Source organism: Pseudomonas sp. 31-12 (genome assembly GCF_003151075.1).
In the GTDB taxonomy this organism is placed as follows: Bacteria; Pseudomonadota; Gammaproteobacteria; order Pseudomonadales; family Pseudomonadaceae; genus Aquipseudomonas.
This window is the reverse complement of the sequence record NZ_CP029482.1, coordinates 2,820,013-2,837,268: the sequence shown is the minus strand read 5'-3', so window position 1 is coordinate 2,837,268 and position 17,256 is coordinate 2,820,013. Positions and strand designations below refer to the sequence as shown.

General features: G+C 59.6%; 17 protein-coding genes. 3 read left to right on the top strand and 14 right to left on the bottom strand.

Annotated elements, in window-relative coordinates; genetic code table 11:
* Nucleotides 1-37: 37 nt before the first annotated feature.
* The 4 genes from DJ564_RS13330 to DJ564_RS13315 all read right to left on the bottom strand — a co-directional run bounded on the left by DJ564_RS13330 (nt 38) and on the right by DJ564_RS13315 (nt 2,504).
* On the bottom strand, nt 38-475 hold the full coding sequence (locus DJ564_RS13330) for a DUF3995 domain-containing protein (RefSeq protein ID WP_109629931.1): 438 nt from the start codon (nt 473-475) through the stop codon (nt 38-40).
* Between the two features lie 220 nt (nt 476-695).
* Nucleotides 696-1,712, bottom strand: a complete 1,017-nt coding sequence (locus DJ564_RS13325) for an ABC transporter substrate-binding protein (RefSeq protein WP_109629928.1) — start codon at nt 1,710-1,712, stop codon at nt 696-698.
* A 118-nt stretch (nt 1,713-1,830) separates the two neighbouring features.
* Nucleotides 1,831-2,034 (bottom strand): hypothetical protein, encoded by a 204-nt coding sequence (locus DJ564_RS13320; protein ID WP_109629926.1) that lies wholly within the window; start codon nt 2,032-2,034, stop codon nt 1,831-1,833.
* Nucleotides 2,034-2,504, bottom strand: coding sequence for a hypothetical protein (locus DJ564_RS13315; RefSeq protein ID WP_109629923.1), 471 nt, complete (start codon nt 2,502-2,504; stop codon nt 2,034-2,036). The genes DJ564_RS13320 and DJ564_RS13315 overlap by 1 nt, the downstream gene beginning before the upstream one ends.
* A 410-nt stretch (nt 2,505-2,914) precedes the next feature.
* Between DJ564_RS13315 and DJ564_RS13310 the strand changes: the two genes are divergently transcribed.
* From DJ564_RS13310 to DJ564_RS13300, 3 genes are all read left to right on the top strand, one after another.
* Entirely contained in the window at nt 2,915-3,163 is a 249-nt protein-coding gene (locus DJ564_RS13310; RefSeq protein WP_109629920.1) for a hypothetical protein, read from the top strand.
* Between the two features lie 159 nt (nt 3,164-3,322).
* Nucleotides 3,323-3,553 (top strand): hypothetical protein, encoded by a 231-nt coding sequence (locus DJ564_RS13305; RefSeq protein ID WP_109629917.1) that lies wholly within the window; start codon nt 3,323-3,325, stop codon nt 3,551-3,553.
* A 120-nt stretch (nt 3,554-3,673) separates the two neighbouring features.
* Entirely contained in the window at nt 3,674-3,913 is a 240-nt protein-coding gene (locus tag DJ564_RS13300) for a DUF2789 domain-containing protein (RefSeq protein WP_109629915.1), read from the top strand.
* A gap of 154 nt (nt 3,914-4,067) precedes the next feature.
* On the opposite strand, the gene DJ564_RS13290 is transcribed toward DJ564_RS13300, so the two are convergent.
* The 10 genes from DJ564_RS13290 to DJ564_RS13245 form a co-directional block, all read right to left on the bottom strand.
* Complete coding sequence (locus DJ564_RS13290) at nt 4,068-5,291, bottom strand: methyl-accepting chemotaxis protein (RefSeq protein WP_371922078.1); 1,224 nt, start codon at nt 5,289-5,291, stop codon at nt 4,068-4,070.
* A gap of 594 nt (nt 5,292-5,885) precedes the next feature.
* Nucleotides 5,886-6,290 carry a TraR/DksA family transcriptional regulator gene (locus DJ564_RS13285; protein ID WP_007907888.1) on the bottom strand — a complete coding sequence of 135 codons (405 nt, stop codon included), beginning with the start codon at nt 6,288-6,290 and terminating at the stop codon, nt 5,886-5,888.
* Between the two features lie 327 nt (nt 6,291-6,617).
* Complete coding sequence (locus DJ564_RS13280) at nt 6,618-7,640, bottom strand: ABC transporter permease (protein ID WP_109629909.1); 1,023 nt, start codon at nt 7,638-7,640, stop codon at nt 6,618-6,620.
* A 192-nt stretch (nt 7,641-7,832) separates the two neighbouring features.
* Nucleotides 7,833-9,398: a sugar ABC transporter ATP-binding protein gene (locus DJ564_RS13275; RefSeq protein WP_109629907.1), complete on the bottom strand. Its 1,566-nt coding sequence runs from the start codon at nt 9,396-9,398 to the stop codon at nt 7,833-7,835.
* A 70-nt stretch (nt 9,399-9,468) separates the two neighbouring features.
* On the bottom strand, nt 9,469-10,395 hold the full coding sequence (locus DJ564_RS13270) for a sugar ABC transporter substrate-binding protein (protein ID WP_010459630.1): 927 nt from the start codon (nt 10,393-10,395) through the stop codon (nt 9,469-9,471).
* Nucleotides 10,396-10,551: 156 nt separating this feature from the next.
* A complete protein-coding gene (locus DJ564_RS13265; RefSeq protein ID WP_109629904.1) occupies nt 10,552-11,604 on the bottom strand; it encodes a Gfo/Idh/MocA family protein in 1,053 nt (350 codons plus the stop codon).
* 145 nt (nt 11,605-11,749) lie between these two features.
* A complete protein-coding gene (locus DJ564_RS13260) occupies nt 11,750-12,760 on the bottom strand; it encodes a Gfo/Idh/MocA family protein (RefSeq protein ID WP_109629901.1) in 1,011 nt (336 codons plus the stop codon).
* A gap of 32 nt (nt 12,761-12,792) precedes the next feature.
* The gene (gene iolD / locus DJ564_RS13255; RefSeq protein WP_109629897.1) at nt 12,793-14,724 is read right to left on the bottom strand and encodes a 3D-(3,5/4)-trihydroxycyclohexane-1,2-dione acylhydrolase (decyclizing); all 1,932 of its coding nucleotides are present in this window, start codon (nt 14,722-14,724) and stop codon (nt 12,793-12,795) included.
* A 170-nt stretch (nt 14,725-14,894) separates the two neighbouring features.
* Entirely contained in the window at nt 14,895-15,716 is an 822-nt protein-coding gene (locus DJ564_RS13250; RefSeq protein WP_109629893.1) for a TIM barrel protein, read from the bottom strand.
* 25 nt (nt 15,717-15,741) lie between these two features.
* Nucleotides 15,742-17,244, bottom strand: a complete 1,503-nt coding sequence (locus DJ564_RS13245; protein ID WP_109629890.1) for a CoA-acylating methylmalonate-semialdehyde dehydrogenase — start codon at nt 17,242-17,244, stop codon at nt 15,742-15,744.
* Between the last annotated feature and the right edge of the window lie 12 nt (nt 17,245-17,256).

Here is a 17,256-nt window from a genome sequence, read left to right as displayed (position 1 = left end):
GAGCGAGCCTGCTCGCGATGGCTATTACTGCAACGACTCAGATCCAGGCAACTGCCAACAACCCCGCCCCCAACACCACACACAACGGCGAATACGCCCAGGTGTCGAGCCGGGCAAACTTCGAATCCTTGACCTGCTTGAAGAACCCGACCAGATTCGAATCGCCGATCGCCCGGGCAAACATCAGCATCGCAATGGCGCTGATCACCCATTGCAGCGCCCAGTGCTGCACCGTCGGCAAATACAGCCCGACCCGCAGGCACACCAGCATCGCGATCAACAGCAATCCCACCGCGACCAGCAACGTGGCAAACCCCGACGGCTTGAACGCCGGCCTGGGTTCCCCGCCGCCCTCTGGCGATATTCGCGGCACCGCCGCCTCGCTACCCAACTTGCCGCCTGCCGCCCAGTAAAGGTGGATCAGGCTGATCAACAGGAAGATGGCAGCCATCCCTTGCGCGATCATCAGGCTCATATTCAGACATCCAGCGTGAAATGTCGCAGCAGGATGAACCTCCTTGAACGTTTTTGTAAGGGTATTTGTTATCGACGCCGGTAAAGCGCCGCTGAATGAAACTCGCCCGCACTGCTCGCACATAGATGGCCGCGTTGCTTTATCGCTGCGTCGTGTTTTTTGTGAACACAGCAGATCCAATGTGTGAGCGAGCCAGTTCACGAAGGCGGTATCAAACTCATCACTTCAACTCGGCGGAGACTTTATCCGCCACATCCTTCGGCAACCATGCCTGCCAAACCTCTGGGTGCGCCTTCATGAACGCCTCTGCCGCCTGCCGTGGCGGGGTGTGTTTTTCGCTCATTTCGGCCAGTGCCTTGTTCAAGGGTTCGATCGGAAAATCGACCTTGCTGAAGAAATCGGCAATCTGCGGATACTGTTTCTGGAAGGGCGTGGACACGCCGATCGACAGCTTCGAGGCCAGCGAGCGCGTCGGTTTCGGATTGGGATTGTCAGCGTCCGTCAGGGTTTTCCAGGCTTCGGCATCAAAGGGCGGTTCCTCCAGCTGAATCAGCTTGAAGCGCCCAAGCAACGGCGTCGGTGACCAGTAATAAAACAGCACCGGCTTGCCACGACGGATCGACGAACTGATCTCTGCATCCAGCGCCGCCCCGGAACCGCTACGGAAATTCACATAGCTGTCGTTCAGGCCATAGGCGGTGAGTTTCTGCTTGTTCACCACTTCCGATGTCCAGCCAATCGGGCTGTTGAGGAAGCGTCCCTTGCCCGGGCTTTCCGGATCGCTGAACACGTCCTTGTACTTGGGCAGGTCGCTGACACTTCGCAAACCCGGGGCCAGCGGCTTGATACCTTTGGCCGGGTCGCCCTTGATCACATATTCGGGCACCCACCAGCCTTCAGTCGCGCCCTTGACCGTATCGCCCAGGCTCACGACTTTGCCCTCGGCTTCAGCTTTGACCCAGACCGGACTGCGACCGGCCCACTCTTCGCCAATGACCTGAATGTCATTGTTGGCCAAGGCGGTTTCCAGGGTGATGGTGGTCCCGGGCAAGGTGTCGGTCGGCAGGCCGTAGCCCTTCTCGACGATGATCCGCAGGATGTCGGTGATCAGGCTGCCGCTTTCCCAGTTCAGGTCGGCGAAGTGAATCGGCGCCTGGGCAGCGGATACCGGAACGGGTGAACTCAACACACCCAACGTGGCCAGGGCAACGGCCAGCAACCGTCGAAATCCTTTCATGCTTTTGCACCTCGTGCTGTTCACAGCAATAGCAGGATGGCCTGACAGAAGACCGCAAGCCTCTGAATACTCAGTCAACTGACTGTAGTAGAGGTTCCTGCTTTCGAGAGGGCATGAATTACTTTTCGGAAGTTTCCTGCAAGCTTGCCAGCTCTCTTCTTACCATGCTGGCGTACGCCGCCGGGCGCAGCGTGTAGATCTGTGACGCCACCCAATTCAGCCAGCCTCCCTGCAGAACAGCCTTCTGCTCGAACAGTCGCCGGGCTTCGACTTGCGCACTGGCCTGGTTCTGTTCGTGGAAATCGGCGCGGGCCAGGGTCATTACTCGCTGGCCTTGAACGTCACCAGTTCGCCCTTGCGCCACTTGGCGGCTTTGGCGGTTACGGCTTTCAGGGTTTTGGTCAGGCCTTCCTGCAACTGCTGGTGGGCGGCGAAGACCATCACCACGCTATGACCTTCCTTGAACACAATCGCGTGACCGTCTGCGGTGGTGACAAAGGCGTAATCGCCCAGCCCGTACACCGTCAGTTTGATTTCACGGAACTTGATGTCGAGCTTGCCGCCTTCACGACTGGGCAATACCGAAGCACTGAAATGATCACCGACCTTGAGCTTGAGCCCTGGCTTGTCATCGACCACCAACGCCTCTTCGGTGTCGATCTCGGCAATGTAAATGCCTTCAGCGTTCTGTTCGGTGATGTAAACGAAACGTGACTGGAACTGTTTAACCAGCTTTGCGCGCAAATCACCCAGCACGAACAAAGCATGCATATCGAGATTACTTACTGCCAAGGAAACATCCCCACATCTGAAATTGATGCCGCACGCAGAAAAAGCGCACAGCAGAAAAAAGCGGCCATGCCGAAGTTTTACCGTAAGACCCGAATTGAAATCCTGAGCCGAGCAGAGTGCTCATGCCTCGCGAGGACAGTGAGATTACTGGAATACCCCTCGCGCCGTCCTCTGTGAAAGTCGTCAGGTGTTGAAGGAAAACGCCCTTCTTGCAGCCAGAGGAAACCGGATTACCAACTTTAGGGAAGTTTCTCTCTAAAAAAAGCACTTTTCCGACATATCGCCAGTAAAAAATTGCTTTAGATGAACACCATTCGCCAACCGGTGTTGGTGATTCTAGAGCAGCCATGCTCACCGAGACTACCCAAAACGACGTACACACGTCGGTAAAACAATGAAAAGGACTTCACATGTGCACCATGACTCACTTCGCTTCCTCGCAGGCAACGCGCGCAAACAGCTCCGCCCCCTTGCACCCGGCGATGTACCAGCCCCATGAGTTGCAGCCTGAAAGCCTTCTGCTGCCGCGCTTTCAGGTCGTGCTGGCGGGCAGTTCCTTCTTCCATATCAAGGAAATTTCCACGGGTCGTGTAAGAGGTTTCCGTGGCTGCCATAACGAAGCCTGCGCCCTCGCCCGCTCATTCGAGCTACGCGGCTGACGCCCTCGTCTGTCTTCATGCCTATAGACGTTTCGTCACACCGGCGACTTAACTCAGCCGCCGGCAGGCAACTGCTGCCATACTGCCCGACCAATGAAATCCGTCCCCAGGACGGACGGCGTTCAATACAACAACATATTTCCAAGGGAAGGCAGCTACGTGACGGAATTTGATATCGGTGAATTTTTTATCCGGGGCGAAGCCAGAGAGGTCGAAGGCGAATTCCAGGCAGTCATTGTCATGCGTGCCAAACCTCCCTTGACCGCGGTGACGTATCACCAGGTCGAGAAGGATCGCTGGTTCAAAACCTCGGACGTCGCTGCCATCGCCGCCAAAGAAGCTGCCCAGGCTCTGAAAACTGCTGTCGATAACGGTGCATTGAAAGCCTGATCGTCGGATTTGCCGTCTATGCTCTCTCCTGCTTTCCAACACCGCTTTCGAACTCCTGACGCGCGGCCCCCTCAGATGCAATGAAGCCGCACCTCAGATCGCGACCGCAAGGAGATAAAGATGGATTCACCTACACACGACTTGAAAGGCTTGTTCGACCAGCTCGGCCTGAACTCCAGCGAGAAAGCCATCGACGATTTCATCGCCCGCCATTCGCCTTTGGCCGACGACAAGAAATTGATCGATGCCGAGTTCTGGACGCCGCAACAAGCCGGCTTCCTCAAAGAACAATTACGTGAAGACGCCGATTGGGCGCGGGTGGTCGATGACCTGAACCTGCGTATGCATCAGGTTCACTAGCTCGGCTGTCTTGCGTCAACAATAACCTGTGGCGAGGGAGCTTGCTCCCGCTGGACCGCGCAGCAGTCCCATCTTCGGGCCGCTTCGCAGCCCAACGGGAGCAAGCTCCCTCGCCACAGTTCAGTGTCAGGCTCGCTCACCGGTTATCAGGCTTCTAGCGAGGACTCTCGGGTTTATAACCCAACCGCAACCCACCCCAATGCCGCCCCTTGACCATGATCGGCACCGAGAGGTCGTGCATCAGTTCGCCCGTGTCGCGGGTGTAGGTCTGCAACAACACCGGCTGTTGATGGCTGCCGCAGCGGATGCCGGTGCGGTCGGCGAATTTGCGTTTGGTGCGATTTTGCACCGTATCAACCTGCGCATCGCCAGTCAGCGGCTGACTGAAAATTTTGTTATGGGTCGGCACGTAACCCTGCTGGGTGCAGGCGATGGCAAACACCAGACCTTCATGACGCGGCAGCAACGGTTCCTGGATGACCGGCAAAACCTGATCGGTGTAGCGATCAAAGCGGGTCTGAAACTTGGCCGGGCTGGTGTTGGGGATCGGCTGGTAACTGCGATCGAACAGGTCATCGAGGCTGACCCGACCCTGATCGATATCCGCTTCGAAACGCGCGGCAATCTGGCTGGCGCCTTCGCGGGCCAGGTCATAAATCCGTTGGTGGTAGTCATCCAGTCCGACTTCGGCGAGACGCTCGCTGATGGTTTCGGCCTGACCTTCCATTTGCACCGCCGCCTGGGCCAGTCGCTGGGTCTGTTGGTCACTGACCGCCAGGTCACTGCGCATTTGTTCGATGGCGTGGAACAGGCTGTCGAGTTGCTCGCGGTTGGTGTCCGCGCCCTTGGCGATTTCTCCGACCTGACTCTCGACGCCAGCGGCCAGGCGCGCAATGTTTTCCAGGTGCTGGCCAGTGTGCTCGACCTGCTGGACACCGATGTCGAGGTCGCTGGACAGTTGGCGGATCTGCTCCACCACTTGCGCCGTGCGTTGCTGGATATCGGCGACCATCTCCCCGACTTCACCAGTCGCCGTCGCCGTGCGCGCCGCCAGACCGCGAACCTCATCCGCCACCACCGCAAATCCACGACCGTGCTCCCCGGCCCGGGCCGCTTCGATCGCGGCGTTCAACGCCAGCAAGTTGGTCTGGCTGGCGATGGACTGAATCACCAACGTGACCCGCTGGATATCGTCACTGCGCAGGCTCAGGGCCTCGATCAGTTCGCGGCTGTTACTGGCGCGCTGACTGAGCTGATGCATGCGGCTGATGGACTTGATCAGTTCCGTGCGCCCGGCTGCGCTGCTCTGATGAGCTTCGCTGGCGGCACTGAGGGCTTCGCGGCTAAGTGTCGAGGTGGCTTTTTCGGTCGCGATCATCACTTCGGCGTTGCTGACGATTCGCGCCGCCGCGTCGAGTTGCGATTGCAGTTTGTCCGCCAGTTGCTTGACCGAAAAGGCGACGCCTGCGGCCGACAAGGCGTTATGACTGGTGGTGTAGGAAAGATCGCGAGTCAACTCGGCGATGGCGCTGGCGCCGTCGACAGCCGTTGCTTCGGGAGTGGCGCGCGTGCGCAGTCGAGGCAGCCAGATCACCAGCACCGCCAGTGGCAGGCAAAGGTAAAGCGACCAGCCACCCAGCGCCATGCCGCACAGCAAGAGCATCAGGGCGACGCTTTGCAGGGTTGGCGTCAGCCAAGGGTTTTTCGGCAAAAACACTGGTGCAGGCACTGCCGCAACCAGAGATCCGTCTCTCGTCATCTTCGTCACCCCATGAACCTTCTAATTGTTGTGCATGCATTAAACGCCACTACAGGGCCATTATCTATGGTCCATTAGTAGTGGGCGTTGCAGCAGATCAATAGAAGTGCTTGAGGTTTTCGCAGACAGCAAAAAGCATCGCGGGCAAGCCTCACTCCAGGTTCATCGTGAACCGTGGGAGCGGGATTGCCCGCGATGCGGGGCGCTACGAAATCAGGCCTGACGCTGGTGCTTGTCGATCTGTTCGTGACGCTCTTGAGCTTCGATGCAGTACTTGGTGGTCGGGCTGATCAGCAGGCGTTTCAGGCCGATGGCCTCGCCGCTGTCGTCGCACCAGCCGAAGCTGTCTTCTTTGATGCGTTCCAGAGCCTGTTCCAACTGAGGCAGCATGCGCTGGTCGCGATCGATCGCGTTCACCAGCCAGGTGCGCTCTTCTTCAACAGAAGCAGCGTCGGCCGGATCGGCTGGGGTGTCCAGGCTCTCGATGGCGATGCGGTTCTGTTCGATGCGCTCATGGGTTTCGACTTTCATGTTCTGCAACAGCTCGGAGAAGAAAGCATGTTGCTCGGCATTCATGTAGTCATCCGCCGGCATGGCCAGCAACTTGTCCTTTGTCATTGATATCTCTATAAAAAAACGTGCATTAAGGCGAATTAGGGAGCGTTCCGGCGGACCAGGTCTGGCCGTCGCAAAGGCGCCGTTTATTCCAAGCGCCACCCGGCACTCAATTTACGAGGGCCGGCAGTCTAAGGCCGACTTGAGGCCTCAGCAACTGAAAAGACAGCGAATTTGTCCGACAAAGCCCGGAAAGTGCTCTATGGCAGTCTTTGCGGTGGTTATCGGAGTGCGTTTATAGCAAGAAATTCAATCGAGCGGCTGTATAGAGAAGACAAACGGCTGCGCCACGCGGGTCAGGCGTGGCGCATTGGCTGTCTGTTCTACGACTCAGCGCTTGAGTTTACGCTTGTTGCGGTATTGGTCGATCACCACCGCTACCACAATAATCAGTCCCTTGATGATGTCCTGAATATACGCATCAACCCCGACAAAGGTAAACCCGCTGGCCATCACCCCGAGAATCAACGCGCCGATCACGGTGCCGGTGATGCGCCCGACGCCACCGGCCAGGCTGGTGCCGCCGATCACCGCCGCGGCAATCGCGTCCAGCTCATAAGACATGCCCATCCCCGCCTGCCCGGTCGCGGCACGTGCCGAGGCCACCACTCCCGCCAGGCCGGCCAGCAAACCGGCGATGCTGTAGACGATCACCAGATGACGCTTGACGTTGATCCCCGAAGTGCGCGCCGCCTGCATGTTGCCGCCGATGGCGTAGGTGTACTTGCCGTACTTGGTGTAGCGCAGGGCTATGTGAAAGATCACCGCGACCACCAGGAAAATGATCACCGGCATGGCGCCATGCCCGATGGCCGTGTAGGAATCCGAGAGCATGCTCACCGGCTGACCTTCGGTGTAGTAACGCGCCAGGCCACGGGCTGAGACCATCATGCCGAGGGTGGCAATGAACGGCGGAATGCCGGTGATGGCAATGATGCTGCCGTTGATCGCGCCCGCCAGCAGTCCTACGCCGAGCCCGACGATCACCGGTATCCATACCGGCAAGTCAGTCAGTGACGGAAACACCGCACGGGAGAAGTCCGAAGTCTGCGCCAGGCTGGCCGCGATCATCGCCGACAGCGCCAGCACCGAACCGGAGGACAGGTCGATACCGGTGGTGATGATTACCTGGGTCACGCCAATCGCGAGCAGGCCGATGATCGACACTTGCAGGATCATCAGCACCAGGCGCTGGGAGTTCATCAGGAAGCTCTGGTCGCGCACGATCCAGCCGAACACTTCGAAGACCAGGCCGATACCAATCAGCACCAGGAAAATACTTAACTCGGTCGGAAAGCGCCGGCGACTCTTGACCGGTGCCGTTGCTGGCTTGTTTTCCAGAATTGCGTTCATAACCCACCCTTTAAATAAAATGCATGTGGCGAGAGAGCTTGTTCGTGGCGAGGGGATTTATCCCCGTTGGACTGCGCAGCAGTCCCATTCTTTTGGGGCCGCTTCGCAGCCCAACGGGGATAAATCCCCTCGCCACAGAATCCCTGATCACCACTGAACTCAGCTCACCCCTGGACTCTGCTCACCCTTGATTCAATGGCGTACGGACATACCCGAGGCCAGTTGCATGACTCGTTCCTGGGTCGCTTCGCTGCGGTCGAGGGTGCCCATCAGGTCGCCCTCGTGCATGACCATCACCCGGTCGCTCATGCCGAGCACTTCCGGCAGTTCCGAAGAAATCATGATCACTGCCATGCCTTCGCTGGCGAGGTAGGAAATGAGCCGGTAGATCTCGGCCTTGGCGCCGACATCGATGCCGCGGGTCGGCTCGTCGAGGATCAGGATCCGTGGATTGGTCATCAGCCAGCGCGCCAGCAAGGCTTTCTGCTGGTTACCGCCGGACAAGGTGTCGATGCACTGCTCCAGCGACGGGGTTTTCACCCGCAGTTTCTTGCACATGTCTTCACACAACACGCGCAAGGCTTTCTGCTGGATGAAGCCGTGGCCGGCGTAATGCGGCAGCACTGCCATCTCCATGTTCTCCAGCACCGACAGGCACGGGAACAGGCCGCTGAGCTTGCGATCCTCGGTCAGCAGCGCGAAGCCCTTCTCGATCGCCATGTGCGGATCGCTGATGCGCACCACTTCGCCGTCGAGGCGAATCTCGCCACCGTCGCTAGGAGTGATGCCGAAAATCGCTTCGGCAACGTTGGTGCGACCCGAGCCCATCAGCCCGGCGATGCCAAGAATCTCGCCCGCATGCAAGTCGAAGGACACGCCTTTGAAAATCCCCTCCAGCTTGAGGTCGCGCACCGACAGCAACAGATCGCCGATGGGTTTTTCACGCACCGGAAACAACTGGCTCAACTCGCGGCCGACCATCATCGAAATCAGGCTGTCGCCGTCCATGCTGTCGGCCCGTTGCAGGCCGATGTAGGCGCCGTCACGAAACACCGCCACTTCATCGGCGATGGCGAACACTTCGTTCATTTTGTGAGTGATGTAGATGATGCCTTTGCCCTGGCTCTTGAGGTCGGCAATGATCGAGAACAGGTGCGCGACTTCCTTGTCGGTAATGGCCGAGGTCGGTTCGTCCATGATCAGGATGTCGGAGTCGTAGGACACGGCCTTGGCGATCTCGACCATCTGCCGTTCGGCGATGCTCAGGTTGCCGACCTGCTCCTCCGGGTCGAGGTTGATCCGCAGGCGTTCGAGCAATTTCGCGGTGCAGCGGTGCATCTCGCGATGGTCGATCATGTGCAGGCTGTTGAGCTGCTCGCGGCCGATCCAGATGTTCTCGGCGATGCTCATGTGCGGCATCAGGTTGAGTTCCTGGTGGATCATCGCGATCCCGGCCTGGAGCGCGGCCAGCGGCGTGTCGAACACCACCGGTTTGCCCCGAAGGCGCAGTTCGCCTGCGTCCGGCTGGTAGATGCCGGCGATGATTTTCATCAGGGTCGATTTGCCCGCGCCGTTCTCGCCCATCAGCGCCAGCACGGAGCCGGGGCGAACCCGCAGCTGCACGTCGGACAACGCCACCACACCGGGAAAACCCTTGCTGACGTTGATGATCTCCAGCAGGTACGGCTCATCGACAAGTGTTGCGGTTGGCTGGATACCCACCAACGGGGTGCTTGAAGCAGTCGCTGAAGCGAACATGATCAGGTACTCCATCAGCAAGGTCGCGGTGGCGACCTTGCGTGCTTATTGTTGTTATGGGGCGGACGAGCTATTTGAACGTGTCGACGTTTTGCGGAGTGATCAAGCGATATGGCACCCATACGGCCTGTTCAACCGGCTCGTTTTTGGCCATTTTCACTGCCGTGTCAATGGAGCCGTCGGCCTGACCTTTCGCGTCCTGGAACACTGAAACCGCCAGGCTGCCTTTCTTGATCGCGTTCAAGCCGTCCGGCGTACCGTCGACACCGGCGATCAGCACACTGCCCTTGTCGACGCCGGCCTGTTGCAGGGCCATCGCGGCACCAATGGCCATTTCGTCGTTGTTGGCCACGACCGCATCGAACTTGCGGCCCTGGGTCAGCCAATCGTTGACCAGGGTCATGCCTTTATCCCGCAGCCAGGTGCCGGTCTGTTCTTGTTCGATCTTGATGTTCGGGTATTTGGCCAGCACCTCTTTGACGCCTTTGGTGCGGTTAGTGGTGGAGTTGTTCGCAAGGTCGCCCAACAGAATCACGATATCGCCCTTGCCGCCCATCTTGTCGGCCAGGTATTGCATCTGCATTTCACCGGCTTCGAGGTCGTTGGAGGCCACCGTGACCACGCCTTTGGGCAGCTTCAGGTCATCGGGGCGACGGTTGACGTAGACCAGCGGGATGCCGGCCTTGACGGCGGCTTCGGTGATTTTCTTGGTGGCGGCGGTGTCCACCGGGTTAACCACGATGGCATCGACTTTCTGGCTGATGAAGCTTTCGACCTGGCTCAACTGCTTGACCACGTCGCTGCGGGCGTCTTCGAACTGCAACTGCACGCCGTCGGGATAGGACTTGGCTTTCTTGTCCATGGATTCGCGCAGGTAGGTCAGCCAGGTGTCATCGAACTGGGACATGCTGACGCCGATCTTCATGTCGGCGAGGGCAGCGCCACTGGCGAACATCAGGGACAAGGCCAGTGAGGCAAAACGGATCTTGGTCTTCATGAAAAGTCTTTCTCCACATTCTTGTTGGTTTTATGGATGAGGCGTGACGATTTTCAGTAAGCAGGCAAGCGGGAGAGCTGAGAAAACGAGCGAGAGGCAGTTCGCTGGAAATGACTTTATTGGAATATTATTTCTATATCAACTCATTTTAGAATTTTATTCTGATTTTGTTCCATGGCTCTCAAACGGGCTCAATTCCACCACCTTACGCCGTTCGAAACTCAACCGCGCAGCGTCTAGAACGCGGGTGGTCGCCAGTGCATCACGGGCCTCCACAGGCAGTGGGCCACCGCTCTGTAACGCGGTTTGTAGCTGCAAATAGAACTGGTTCCAGCACCCGCGCTCCGAGGGAACCCGCTCGCGCACTTCGCCCTGTTCGAACCAGCCCCAGCGCCGATGCTCTTCTACGCCCCAGCGCTCACCCTCGGATTTCGGCGAGAGCCCGGCGAGCGCTGAAGCTTCCTGCCCGTCCAGGCCATCGACGCTGTAACAACCTTGGGTGCCCGTCACGCGAAAACGCGGGCCGGGGGTGTTTTGCAGGCAACTGCCGCCCAGGCGCGAGATCACTCCGTTGGCGTGGGTCAGGGACACAAAGAAGCCGTTGTCGAAGGCCTGGTCTTTTTCCAGGTAATCCAGTTCGGCGTACACCCGGGTCACCGGGCCGAACAGCAGCAACGCCTGATCCACCAGGTGGCTGCCCAAATCGCGCAGGAAGCCGCCGCCACTGCCGTTGTTCACCGACTGCGGCGAGTAACGCTCGATCCGTGATTCGAAACGGGTGATGGGGCCCAGGGCGCCGGACTCGACGAGTTTGCGCACGGTGAGGAAGTCCGAGTCCCAGCGGCGGTTCTGGTAGACGCTGAGTTGTACGCCCTGGCGCTCGGCCATGGTGATCAGGGTCTGGGCTTGCTGCGCATCGGCGGCGAACGGTTTGTCGCTGACCACCGCCACACCGTGCTCGATGCCATCGAGCACCAGTGCCGGACGGCCCTTGAGCGGCGTGGACACCACCAGCACATCGATCCCGGCCTCCACCAGTTGGCCGATGCTGTCGAAGGCCGGTACGCTCGGGTGCTCAGTCGCCAGCAGTTGTCGGCGTTCCGGGGAGCGAGTGACCACGCCCACGAACGTCGTTGCTGGGAGGCTGCTGATCAGCGGAGCATGGAAAAACCGGCCGCCGTGGCCGTAGCCGACAAGTCCGATGCGCATGAAAATGTTCTCCTTATAAATAGCTGCCGGATGTACACGCCCCCTGTGGGAGCGAGCCTGCTCGCGATAGCGGAGTGTCAGTCGACATTAATATTGAATGTGCTGGCGCTATCGCGAGCAGGCTCGCTCCCACAGGGGACGGTGCTCAACCGTAGAAGTGGGGGCGGTCAGGGAGTGCGACTTTTACGATCTGGCCGCTGTTTTGGGCTTCGATGCAGGCGTCGGCAGCTACTGCGGCGGCGAAGCCGTCCCATGCCGACGGACCGCCCACTTGCCCGGCACGCACGCCGTCGATGAACGCCTGCAACTCAACGTCGTAGGCGGCAATGAAGCGATCCTTCCAGTCCATCAAAATCGCGTTGGACAGCTTCGCCCCGCTGCGCAGTTGCACCTGCGAAGGCTCCGGCAGTTTGGCGATGCCGGTCTCCCCCACCACTTCGCACTGAATGTCGTAGCCGTATTGGCAATTGACGAACACTTCCACGTCGATGCGCGTGCCTTTGGCGGTTTCCAGCAGCACGATTTGCGGGTCTTTCAAATGTGCGAGGGCCTTGCTGCTCTTGCGCGGAAACACCACTTGCACCGACACGTAATCGTCGTCGAGCAACCAGCGCAGTACGTCGAGTTCATGGATCAGCGTGTCGGTGATGGCCATGTCGGTCTTGTAATTCTCGCCCACGGTCGGGTTGCGATGGGCGCAGTGGAGCATCAGCGGTTCGCCGATCTGGCCGCTGTCGATCACCGCTTTGAGGGCGCGATACCCTTCGTCATAGGGGCGCATGAAACCCACTTGGACCAGGCGCTTGCCGTGGGCCACTTCGGCCTCGACGATGTTGCGGCAGCCTTCAGCGGTGACGGCCAGCGGCTTCTCGCAGAACACCGGTTTACCCGCCGCAATCGCCGCCAATACAAACGCTTCGTGGCTCGGCCCCCAGGAGGTGACGAGGATCGCTTCGACTTCTGGCGCGTTGATCAGCGCCAGGCCGTCCGGGTAGACCTCGGCGGTCAGCTTCAGGTCGGCAACGACCTTGACCGCTTGCTGCAAATTGATGTCGGTGACAGCGACCACCTGGCTGTTGAGCAAGGTCTGGCTGCAACGACGAATGTGGTCCTGGCCGATGGCCCCGGTGCCGATGACGCCTAACTTTAATGACATGTAAGGACTCCTTGGTGTTCGATTCAGGGCAATCAGTACTGACGGGCCTTGGCCAGTCGTTCATTCAGGGTCTTGGCCACCGCGTTGGTGCGGGCGCTGGTGGAGACTTGCGCCACGCCGACCCGCCACCACGACAGGTAGCCATGAATCATGGTTTTGGGCAGGACCTTGATGTCGATCAGCGTCGACACGGTCTGCAAGCGCGCATCCGCCAGCGCGGATTTCAGCTCGTCAGCGGTGTTCACTTTGTAAGTCTTGCAGCCATAGGCCGCCGCACTCATGGCGAAATCCACCGGCACAAAACCACCATCGAGCTTGCCGGTGTCCGGATTGCGGAAACGGAATTCGGTGCCGAAGCTGTCCATGCCGTTGCCCATCTGCAAGTTGTTGATACAGCCGAAGGTCATGTTGTCCAGCAGCACCACATTGATCTTGCGTCGCTCCTGGATCGAGGTCGCCAGTTCCGAGTGCAGCATCATGTAAGAGCCGTCGCCGACCAGCGCATAGACCTCGCGCTCGGGTTCGGCGAGCTTCACGCCCAGTGCGGCGTTGACCTCGTAACCCATGCAGGAATAACCGTATTCGACGTGATAGGTGTTCACGCCCTTGCTGCGCCAGCTGCGCTGCAAGTCACCGGGCAGACTGCCGGCGGCGGCGACGATCACGGCGTCATCGTCGAGGGTTTCGTTGAGCACGCCGAGCACGCGGCTCTGGGTCAGGCAGGAGCCAGTCAGCTCGATGAATTCACGCAGGACCGCCGGGTCCATGTGGTCGTTGATTTCCGGGGAGAAGTCTTGGGTCTGGTACTCGACCTGATAGAGACGATCGACCTCCTCGTCCAGTTGCGCCTTGGCCTGGCGCGGTTGATCGCCCCACGCGGAACGGTAATCGCCCAAGGCATCGGTCAAGGCCTGCAAACCGGCTTTCGCATCCGCCAGCAGTTGCACGCCATCCAGTTTCAGGGCATCGCACGGGCTGATGTTGAGGTTGAGAAATTGCACGTCCGGATGCTGAAACAGAGATTTCGACGCGGTGGTGAAATCGCTGTAGCGGGTGCCGATGCCGATGATCAGGTCCGCCTCTTTGGCCAGCAGATTCGCCGCCAAACAACCGGTTTCGCCAATTCCGCCGACGTTCAACGGATGGCTGGACACCACCGCACTCTTGCCGGCCTGGGTTTCAGCGAAGGGAATATCGAAACGCTCGGCAAACGCCTGCAACGCTTCGTTGGCACCGGAATAACGAACCCCGCCACCGCAGATGATCAGCGGTTTGCGCTTGCCTTTGAACAGCGCCAAGGCATCGCCGAGCATCGCTTCGGTGGCCGGACGACGCTCGATGCGGTGCACGCGTTTTTGCAGAAAGTAATCAGGATAGTCGTAGGCCTCGCCTTGCACGTCTTGCGGCAAGGCCAGGGTCACGGCGCCGGTTTCGGCAGGGTCGGTGAGCACGCGCATGGCGTGGATCGCCGCGGTCATCAACTGCTCGGGGCGGTTGATGCGGTCCCAGTATTTGCTCACGGCCTTGAACGCGTCGTTGGTGCTGATGCTCAAGTCGTGGAACTGTTCGATCTGTTGCAGCACCGGGTCCGGCTGGCGGCAGGCGTAGACATCACCGGGCAACAACAGCAAGGGAATACGGTTGGCGGTGGCCGTCGCGGCGGCGGTCAGCATGTTCGCCGCGCCCGGGCCGACGGATGAGGAGCAGGCGTAGATCTTGCGCCGCAGGTGTTGCTTGGCGAAACCGATGGCGGCATGGGCCATGCCTTGCTCGTTGCGGCCCTGATGGACGATCAGGTCGCCGCTGTCCTGCTCCAGGGCTTGCCCCAGGCCCAGCACGTTGCCGTGGCCGAAAATGGTAAAGATCCCGGCGACGAATTTGCTCTGGACGCCATCGACCTCGATGTACTGGTTATCGAGGAATTTCACCAGGGCCTGGGCCATGGTCAGTCTTGTTGTGGTCATGCGGCACCTTCCTTTGAAGCTGAATCCGGTGTGTGCTGTGAAATGCGATCACTGTGGGAGCGAGCCTGCTCGCGATGGCGGTGTTTCAGGCGACATTAATTTTGCATGTGCCGCCGTCATCGCGAGCAGGCTCGCTCCCACAGTTGATCTCCATCAATTCGAATACGATGTCAGGCCTGGGATTTGTTCAGGTGATCCATGCTTGCGCCGATGGCCTGCTGGATATTGGCCAGGCCATGGACGCTGTCGGCAAACGGTTCGAACGACAGGTAGCCGCTGTAACCGCTGCTGAGCAAGGTGTCGATCTGCGCGGCGTTGCCAAGAATGTCGCCCTCGCCCACCAGCACGCGATGGCCGTCGCGAATGGTCGCCAGCGGCACCTCGGCATCCTCCACGCCAGAGATGTGCACCAGCCCGGTCAACTCGGGAAAAAACTCGGACTCGCCGGCAAGGTGATGGTGAAAGGTGTCGTGAACCAGCCGGAACACATCCAGCCCACCGACAGCCTTGATCGCCTCCACCGCCGTGCGCTTGAGGCGCAGTGAGCATTCTTCAAACCCCAGCGGCTCGATGAAACCGAGAATGCCGTGATCACGCAGGATCGGCGCCAGTTCACTCAACGCGGTGCGCAAGCCGGCGGCGCGTTCGGCTTCGTTGCGCGTATCGGTACGATCATTCAGCGGACACATGACCAAACCCTGCGCGCCGCAATCCCGGGCATAAGCCGCCAGTTTCAAGGCCTGAACCCGGCGCTCGTCACTCCACACATCAAACGGATACAGCGCGTTGATCGACAGCACGGTGATGCCTTGGGCCACGCACAATTCACGGACATGCTCGGCCGAAGTACCGTCTTCGATCTCGACGCCTTTAAGGTCGTTACGAATCTCGATGGCATCGGCCTTGAGGGCCACCGCCAGGTCGATGAACGCGGGCAGTGACAAACGTGGGGCGACCATACGGTTCAGGGCGAAACGCAGGGGCTTGCTCATTATTGTTGTTCTCCGCACAGGTGAATTATTTGGCTGTCGGCATGCTGAACTCAGGGCCCTTGGCGATGCTGTCGGGCCAGCGCTGCATCACGCTTTTGTAGCGGCTGTAGAAGCGAATGCCTTCCTCGCCATAGGCGTGATGATCACCAAACAGCGAGCGCTTCCAGCCACCGAACGAGTGCCAGGCCATGGGCACCGGAATCGGCACGTTGATGCCGACCATGCCGACCTTGATGGTGCGAGCAAACGCGCGGGCGATGCCGCCGTCGCTGGTGAAACACGACACGCCGTTGCCGAATTCGTGGGCGTTGATCAAAGCGACGGCGCTGGCGAAATCCGGGACGCGGACGATGCCCAGCACCGGGCCGAAGATCTCTTGCTGATAGATGCTCATTTCGGTGGTCACGTTATCGAACAGCGTCGCGCCGACGAAGAAGCCGTTCTCCGCGCCCGGCACCTTGAACCCGCGACCGTCGACAATCAGCTGCGCGCCTTGGGCCACGCCTTCATCTATGAAGCCTTCGACCTTGGCCTTGTGTTCGGCCGTCACCAACGGCCCCATGTCGCTGTCGCCCTGCATGCCATTGCCAACCTTGAGCTGATCGATGCGCGGCAGCAGCTTGGCAATCAACTGGTCGCCAACATCGCCCACCGCAACGGCAATCGAGATCGCCATGCAGCGCTCGCCCGCCGAACCGAAAGCCGCGCCGATCAAGGCGTCTGCGGCCTGATCCAGATCCGCATCGGGCATGACGATCATGTGATTCTTCGCACCGCCCAGCGCCTGAACCCGCTTGCCGCGCGAGGTGGCTTGCTGGTGAATGTACTCGGCAATCGGCGTCGAGCCGACAAAGGAAATCGCCTCGATGTCCGGATGTTGCAGCAGCGCATCGACGGCGGTCTTGTCGCCCTGGACCACGCTGAACACGCCGTCCGGCAACCCGGCTTCGGTCAGCAAGCGGGCCATCAGCAAACTGGCGGACGGGTCGCGCTCGGAGGTTTTGAGGATGAAGCAGTTACCGGTGACCAACGCCAGCGGGATCATCCACAGCGGCACCATCACCGGGAAATTGAACGGCGTGACGCCGGCGCACACGCCCAGTGGCTGGCGCAGGTTCCAGTTGTCGATGCCGCCGCCGATGTTGTCGCTGAACTCGGTTTTCAGCAGGCTCGGCGCACCGCAGGCGTATTCAACGATTTCGATGCCACGGGTGACTTCGCCCTTTGCGTCGGAGAATACCTTGCCGTGTTCGCGGCTGATGATTTCCGCCAGTTCATCGTGATGACGGTCGAGCAGTTCCTTGAACTTGAACATCACCCGCGAACGGCGCAAGGACGATTGCTCGGACCAGGCCGGGAATGCTTTCAGGGCCGAGGCAACGGCGTCATCGACGGTTTTCTGACTGGCCAGCCCGACGCGCGCTTGCACCTCGCCGGTCGCCGGGTTGAAGACATTGCTGAACCGCTCGCTGCCGCTGTCTTGCACTTGACCGTCGAGGTAATGGCCGATGACCGGGGCGTTGCTCATTGTTCTTGTTCT

What these genes read in the sequence shown, in the direction of transcription:
- DJ564_RS13330 (WP_109629931.1), bottom strand. Translation starts at nt 475, where the DNA reads ATGAGCCTGATGATCGCGCAAGGGATGGCTGCCATCTTCCTGTTGATC.
- DJ564_RS13325 (WP_109629928.1), bottom strand. Translation starts at nt 1,712, where the DNA reads ATGAAAGGATTTCGACGGTTGCTGGCCGTTGCCCTGGCCACGTTGGGT.
- DJ564_RS13320 (WP_109629926.1), bottom strand. Translation starts at nt 2,034, where the DNA reads ATGACCCTGGCCCGCGCCGATTTCCACGAACAGAACCAGGCCAGTGCG.
- DJ564_RS13310 (WP_109629920.1), top strand. Translation starts at nt 2,915, where the DNA reads ATGTGCACCATGACTCACTTCGCTTCCTCGCAGGCAACGCGCGCAAAC.
- DJ564_RS13300 (WP_109629915.1), top strand. Translation starts at nt 3,674, where the DNA reads ATGGATTCACCTACACACGACTTGAAAGGCTTGTTCGACCAGCTCGGC.
- DJ564_RS13290 (WP_371922078.1), bottom strand. Translation starts at nt 5,291, where the DNA reads ATGATCGCGACCGAAAAAGCCACCTCGACACTTAGCCGCGAAGCCCTC.
- DJ564_RS13285 (WP_007907888.1), bottom strand. Translation starts at nt 6,290, where the DNA reads ATGACAAAGGACAAGTTGCTGGCCATGCCGGCGGATGACTACATGAAT.
- DJ564_RS13280 (WP_109629909.1), bottom strand. Translation starts at nt 7,640, where the DNA reads ATGAACGCAATTCTGGAAAACAAGCCAGCAACGGCACCGGTCAAGAGT.
- DJ564_RS13275 (WP_109629907.1), bottom strand. Translation starts at nt 9,398, where the DNA reads ATGTTCGCTTCAGCGACTGCTTCAAGCACCCCGTTGGTGGGTATCCAG.
- DJ564_RS13270 (WP_010459630.1), bottom strand. Translation starts at nt 10,395, where the DNA reads ATGAAGACCAAGATCCGTTTTGCCTCACTGGCCTTGTCCCTGATGTTC.
- DJ564_RS13265 (WP_109629904.1), bottom strand. Translation starts at nt 11,604, where the DNA reads ATGCGCATCGGACTTGTCGGCTACGGCCACGGCGGCCGGTTTTTCCAT.
- DJ564_RS13260 (WP_109629901.1), bottom strand. Translation starts at nt 12,760, where the DNA reads ATGTCATTAAAGTTAGGCGTCATCGGCACCGGGGCCATCGGCCAGGAC.
- iolD (WP_109629897.1), bottom strand. Translation starts at nt 14,724, where the DNA reads ATGACCACAACAAGACTGACCATGGCCCAGGCCCTGGTGAAATTCCTC.
- DJ564_RS13250 (WP_109629893.1), bottom strand. Translation starts at nt 15,716, where the DNA reads ATGAGCAAGCCCCTGCGTTTCGCCCTGAACCGTATGGTCGCCCCACGT.
- DJ564_RS13245 (WP_109629890.1), bottom strand. Translation starts at nt 17,244, where the DNA reads ATGAGCAACGCCCCGGTCATCGGCCATTACCTCGACGGTCAAGTGCAA.